The sequence below is a fragment of the Peptostreptococcaceae bacterium genome, assembly GCA_016649995.1.
GTDB lineage: Bacteria > Bacillota > Clostridia > Peptostreptococcales > BM714 > BM714.
In genome coordinates this window covers 1-5833 of sequence record JAENWJ010000077.1, presented here as the reverse complement: position 1 = coordinate 5833, position 5833 = coordinate 1, and the positions used below count along the sequence as shown (strand labels likewise).

The window sequence follows — 5833 nt, the reverse complement described above, 5'->3', positions numbered from 1 at the left end:
CGGAAATCATCTGCCATATTCCTAATAAACAGGCAATCGAAAACCATGTGATTTTTCTATTTTTTGATGTAATAGAATCCCTCATCAGGCACCTTGCCTCCAATTTCCTGTGGTGAAAACTCGTAAAGAATGTCTAAATACTTTTCTACAGTTTCTTTAACATCGTATGATTTTCCAAGACGTATGTTGCTCTTTGGTATTGCCTTTACAGCCATCGGAGCAGTCATTCCTATTTCATACTTTTCAACCAGCGCACCGGCTTCTTCAAGGTTCTCGTTTACCCATATGCATGATGCATTGTACTCGTCCAGAAAAGCCTCAATGACTTCCGGCCGCTCTTCTATCAAATCTTTTCTTGCCACTAGGCAACCCTGCGGGAATTCCATGCCCGCGGCCTCCTCCCATGATTCTTGGAGGTTTATTGCCACTTTGAGATCCGGGTTCTTCATTTGAACCATGGTAACCATGGGCTCAGGCAAAAGACCCAAAGTTTTTTCACCGGCAATCATCATTTGAGACAATTCAATATGACTGGCCATATATTCAATGGTCACATCTTCCTCAGTAAGACCATTTTCTGCCATGAGGTATCTGAAAACCACATCCGGCGAAGACCCTTTTGCAAATAGTGTTACTGTTTTGCCTTTCAGGTCTTCCCAAGATGAAACCGTTTCCCCGTTTTCAACAAGGTACAGAACTCCCCATGTATTTATTCCAACGAGCTGGTAATCGACACCCTTATTGTAAAGCATTGCGGCCACATTGGTCGGAAGGACAGCTATATCGGTTTCATTTTTCAAAACCTTGGCTACAAGTATTTCGGGGCTACCGACTATCTCGTACTCACTCGTAACGCTTTCCCCCAAAACGGGATTATCTTCCATGATTTTAACCATTCCAACGCCACTAGGACCCTTAATGCTTCCAACCCTTAGCGTAATTGGCTCGTAGGACACTTCCTCTGCCTCCGGCTCTTCAACACTCTCCACAGGCTTTTCTGCTGTACACCCCTGGAGCAAAAGCAAAACCATCAATATAACCCAAAATATTTTTTTCATTTTTATTCCCCTCTTTCTGAATCCATTATATATTTTTTTGAAAATAAACACAAAAAGAAAAAGCGGGTTCATATGAACCCGCTTTCACATTCTTACTTTTCTTTGTTATACTTTTTCCTGCCTTTATAGTGGGTATGCAGTACTTCATGTGCTATATGGCTATTTGGCTCGCCCAGGAATTCTTCGTAAAGTCTTGTTATGGAAGGATTCTTGTGGGATTTTCTTATTTCGAGCGATGCATCTTCGCTATAAAGAGCCTTTGCTCTTTCAAGGCGAATGTCAATGCCAATTCTGGCGCTGGCAGAAACATGAGGTTGTCCGCCTCCGTTTACGCAGCCGCCGTCGCAGCCCATTATTTCAATGAAGTGGTAATCCGCTTCACCGGCTTTAATCATTTCCATTATTTTTCTGGCTCCTGCAGCGCTATGCGTAATAGCCGCCTTAACGGTAAGCTCTCCGATTTTAACTTCGGCTTCACGGATTCTCGCTTCGCCACGAAGAGCAGTGTAATCAATCTCCTTAAGGTCTTCGCCTGTCAAAACATCGGCAACGGTTCTTAGAGCAGCTTCCATAACTCCGCCTGTTGCGCCAAAGATAACAGCTGCGCCAGAATAGTCTCCGTAGTATTCATCGAATACTCCATCAGGAACATTGTTGAAATCTATAGATGCCTGCTTGATCATCTTCCCAAGCTCTCTAGTTGTAATTACGGTATCAACGTCTAGATATCCGTCTCGACCCATTTCCTCGCGCTTACACTCGTATTTCTTAGCAGTACAAGGCATTACGGACACTACAAATATCTTTTTAGGATCTATGTTGTTCATCTCTGCATAATGAGTTTTCATAAGCGCCCCGAACATCTGGTGAGGCGACTTGCAGCTTGAAAGATGATCCAAAAGATCAGGATAGTTGAGTTCTATAAAGTTTATCCATCCCGGAGAACAAGAAGTAATCATCGGCAGCTTACCACCGTTTGTGATTCTTCCTATGAGCTCAGTTCCTTCCTCAAGTATTGTAAGGTCGGCTGCAAAGTTAGTGTCAAACACTTTGTCAAAGCCCATCATGTGAAGGGATGTAGCCAACTTAGGAGTAACATTTGTACCTATAGGATTGTCAAAGAGTTCTCCAAGCGCCGCTCTAACAGCCGGAGCAGATTGTACAATGACATGCATATCCGGATTGTCGATTGCTTCCCATACATCATTGATGTTGGATTTTTCCCTAAGAGCCGCAACCGGGCAAGCGTTTACGCATTGGCCGCAATAGATGCATGGCATTTCAGTCAAGCTCGAATTGAAGGCCGGGCTTACTTCCGTGTTGAATCCCCTGTTTGTAAACTCGAGTATTCCTATTTCCTGAACATTCTTGCAGGTAGCGATACATCTTCCGCAGAGTATGCATTTGCTTGTATCTCTTACAATTGAAGGAGAAAAATTATCGATTGTCGGAGTTCTTTTCGCTCCCTCGTAGGATACTTCCTTAATGCCAAGCTCTTCAGTAAGCTTTTGAAGCTCGCAAGTCCCGTTTCTGTCGCAAACCAGGCACTCCTGATTATGGTTTGCAAGAATGAGTTCTACAACCATTTTTCTTGCATCTCTAACACGTTTTGTATTTGTTTTTACAACCATTCCTTCAGAAATTGGTGTTGTACATGCAGTCAGAAGAGCTCTGGCTCTCTCAACTTCAACAACACACACCCTGCAGGCGCCAATCTCGTTAACGCCTTCCAGGTAGCAAAGGGTTGGAATATGGATTCCAATCTCTCTGGCCGCTTGAAGAACAGTATAGTTTTTTGGTGCCTGCACCTCGACACCATTTATAGTTAAAGTAACTTTTTCCACCTTTTACACCTCTCTTTTAATTTGTGAGTTTAGACGAAGCTTATCTCTTTATAATTGCATCTACAGGACAAGCTTCCATACATGCTCCGCACTTAATACAATTGTCGGAATCTATAACATGAAGCTTTTTGACTTCTCCGCTTATGCAGTTTACCGGGCAGTTTCTAGCACACTTCGTACAGCCTATGCAAGCATCCGTTATATAGTAAGTCAACAGATTCTTGCAGACTCCTGCCGGGCACTTCTTATCTCTGATATGAGCTTCATACTCATCCCTGAAGTATCTTATAGTTGATATTACAGGGTTCGGAGCTGTTTGTCCTAAACCACAAAGAGCTGAATCCTTGATGGTGTATGCAAGTTTTTCAAGTTTCTCGATATCGCCTTCTTCACCTTGGCCGCTCGTGATTTTTACAAGCATTTCAAGCATTCTCTTCGTTCCTTCACGGCAAGGAGTACATTTTCCGCAGGACTCGTCAACTGTAAAATCAAGGAAGAATCTTGCTATGTCAACCATGCAGTTATCTTCATCCAAAACAATCATTCCACCTGAACCCATCATTGAACCAAGGGCAATCAAATTATCGTAGTCAAGCGGCTGGTCTAGATGTTCATAGGTTATGCAACCGCCGGAAGGTCCGCCTGTTTGTACAGCCTTGAACTTCTTGCCATTGGGAATTCCTCCGCCAATGTCATAAATAACTTCTCTAAGAGTTGTTCCCATAGGAATCTCAATTAATCCTGTGTTATTTATTTTTCCACCCAATGCGAACACCTTGGTTCCTTTGGATTTTTCTGTTCCTATGGATGCAAACCACTCCGCTCCATTAAGAATGATTTGCGGTATGTTTGCCAATGTCTCAACATTGTTGATTATTGTCGGTTTCTGCCACAAACCTTTGTTTGCCGGGAAGGGTGGCTTAGGTCTTGGCATTCCCCTAAAACCTTCGATTGATTGCAGCAATGCCGTTTCTTCACCGCATACGAATGCTCCGGCTCCAAGACGGATTTCCAAGTCGAAATCGAATCCTGTTCCGAATATGTCTTTTCCGAGTAGTCCATTCTCTTTTGCTTGACCTATAGCTATTTCAAGACGATGAACAGCTATAGGGTATTCAGCTCTTATATATACATATCCTTGGGAAGATCCTATTGCGTATCCTGCAATAGCCATTGCTTCGATTATTGCATGTGGATCACCCTCAAGTACACTCCTGTCCATAAACGCTCCCGGGTCTCCCTCGTCGGCGTTGCATATCATGTACTTTTGGTCGCCTTTAGCGCCTGCTGCGAAGCTCCACTTTACTCCTGTGGGAAATCCACCGCCACCACGGCCTCTAAGGCCAGACTGCTTCATGATGTTTATAACATCCGCCGGCTCCATCTCAGTCAATACTTTTCCGAGAGCCGCATATCCATCCATAGCGATATATTCTTCGATGTTTTCGGGATCAATTACCCCACAGTTTCTAAGAACTCTACGCACTTGCTTTTTATAAAACTCAACTTCATTAATGGATTTCACTTGATCAGAATCTTCCTCGATGGATTCGTAGTACAAGAGGTCCTTTACTATTCTACCCTTAAGCAAGTGTTCCTCAGTTATTGTTTTTGCGTCTTCCTCTTTTACATGTGCGTAAAAAGAGCCTTCCGGATAAACAACAACTACCGGGCCCACTTCACAAAGTCCGAAGCAACCCGTTCTGATTACTTTAACTTCTTTCTCCAATCCGTTTTTCTTGATTTCCTCGTGGAACCTTGCTTCTATCTTGTCCGATCCAGAAGAAGTACAGCCTGTTCCACCGCAAATCAATACATGCGATCTATACAATTCCATTTCCTTACCTCCCAATATCGTAATTTTTTCGAGTTCTATGCTTTTTTAGCTCCGATTGTATATTCGCTAACCACTTTACCATTTACAATATGGTCGGCAATAACCTTGCGTGCTTTTTCAGGCGTCATTTCAATATATGTAACCTTTTCGCCGGTTTCATTGTAAACCTCTACGATAGGCTCAAGTACACAAACGCCTATACAACCGGTTTGAACAACTTCAACATCATTAAGATTCCTTTTTTTGATCTCTTCTACCAATGCAAGTAAAACAGGTCTTGCTCCGGCGGCGATTCCGCAGGTTGCCATGCCGACAACAATCCTTGTATTTTTTTTCCCTCTAAGATCAATTTTATTTTTTGCTTCGTCTCTGATCTTTGCCAATTCAGCTAAACTTTTCATGTTATCCCTCCTTGTCAATTCGCCTTTATTTATATTCTTTCAAAATGCCGGTGATTTGACCCGGCTCCAATCTTCCGTAAACCTTATCGTTGATGACCATAACAGGCGCCAAGCCGCAGCATCCGAGGCATCTTGTTGCTTCTAATGTGAATTTGCCATCTTCAGATGTTTCCCCAACCTTAATTCCAATCTCTGTTTCAAGACGGTCAAGAATATTCTGCGCACCTTTTACATAGCAGGCAGTTCCCAAACACAATCCAATAACATACTCGCCCTTTGGCACCAGCGAAAAACGTGAATAAAATGTCACAACACCGTAGATTTCCGCAAGCGATATATCAAGCTTTTCGGAAATAATTGTTTGCACTTCGATTGGAAGCGCTCCAAAAATGCCTTGCGCTTCATGCAGTATCGGCATCAAAGCACCCTTGCGGTCTTTGTTGGCTTCAATTGCTTGATCCAACTTGGCAAAATTCTTTTCTGTCAAAATGTCTTTCATAACTTTCTTTTCCATTTTACCTCCCCTTTTCTCACATATATACTTACTAATTAACTCAACTTTCGCACTTAAATTCACCCAGCAATACTTTGATATAACTGGGTTGAGCATCAATCCATTGTAATACTTGACTTGAAATATCTACTTTCATAGCTTTTTTAGTCGTATTTTTAAAATCTATTAAGAAAGACATT

The 5833-nt window shown here is 42.6% G+C and carries 5 protein-coding genes; all 5 read right to left on the bottom strand.

What is annotated here, in order from left to right:
• Positions 1-56: 56 nt before the first annotated feature.
• The 5 genes from JJE29_08985 to JJE29_08965 all read right to left on the bottom strand — a co-directional run bounded on the left by JJE29_08985 (position 57) and on the right by JJE29_08965 (position 5654).
• Positions 57-1058: an ABC transporter substrate-binding protein gene (locus JJE29_08985; protein MBK5252749.1), complete on the bottom strand. Its 1002-nt coding sequence runs from the start codon at positions 1056-1058 to the stop codon at positions 57-59.
• A gap of 92 nt (positions 1059-1150) precedes the next feature.
• Entirely contained in the window at positions 1151-2902 is a 1752-nt protein-coding gene (locus JJE29_08980) for an iron hydrogenase small subunit (GenBank protein MBK5252748.1), read from the bottom strand.
• A gap of 40 nt (positions 2903-2942) precedes the next feature.
• Positions 2943-4739: an NADH-quinone oxidoreductase subunit NuoF gene (gene nuoF, locus JJE29_08975; protein ID MBK5252747.1), complete on the bottom strand. Its 1797-nt coding sequence runs from the start codon at positions 4737-4739 to the stop codon at positions 2943-2945.
• A gap of 35 nt (positions 4740-4774) precedes the next feature.
• Positions 4775-5140 (bottom strand): (2Fe-2S) ferredoxin domain-containing protein, encoded by a 366-nt coding sequence (locus JJE29_08970; protein MBK5252746.1) that lies wholly within the window; start codon positions 5138-5140, stop codon positions 4775-4777.
• Positions 5141-5165: 25 nt separating this feature from the next.
• Positions 5166-5654, bottom strand: coding sequence for an NAD(P)H-dependent oxidoreductase subunit E (locus JJE29_08965; protein ID MBK5252745.1), 489 nt, complete (start codon positions 5652-5654; stop codon positions 5166-5168).
• Between the last annotated feature and the right edge of the window lie 179 nt (positions 5655-5833).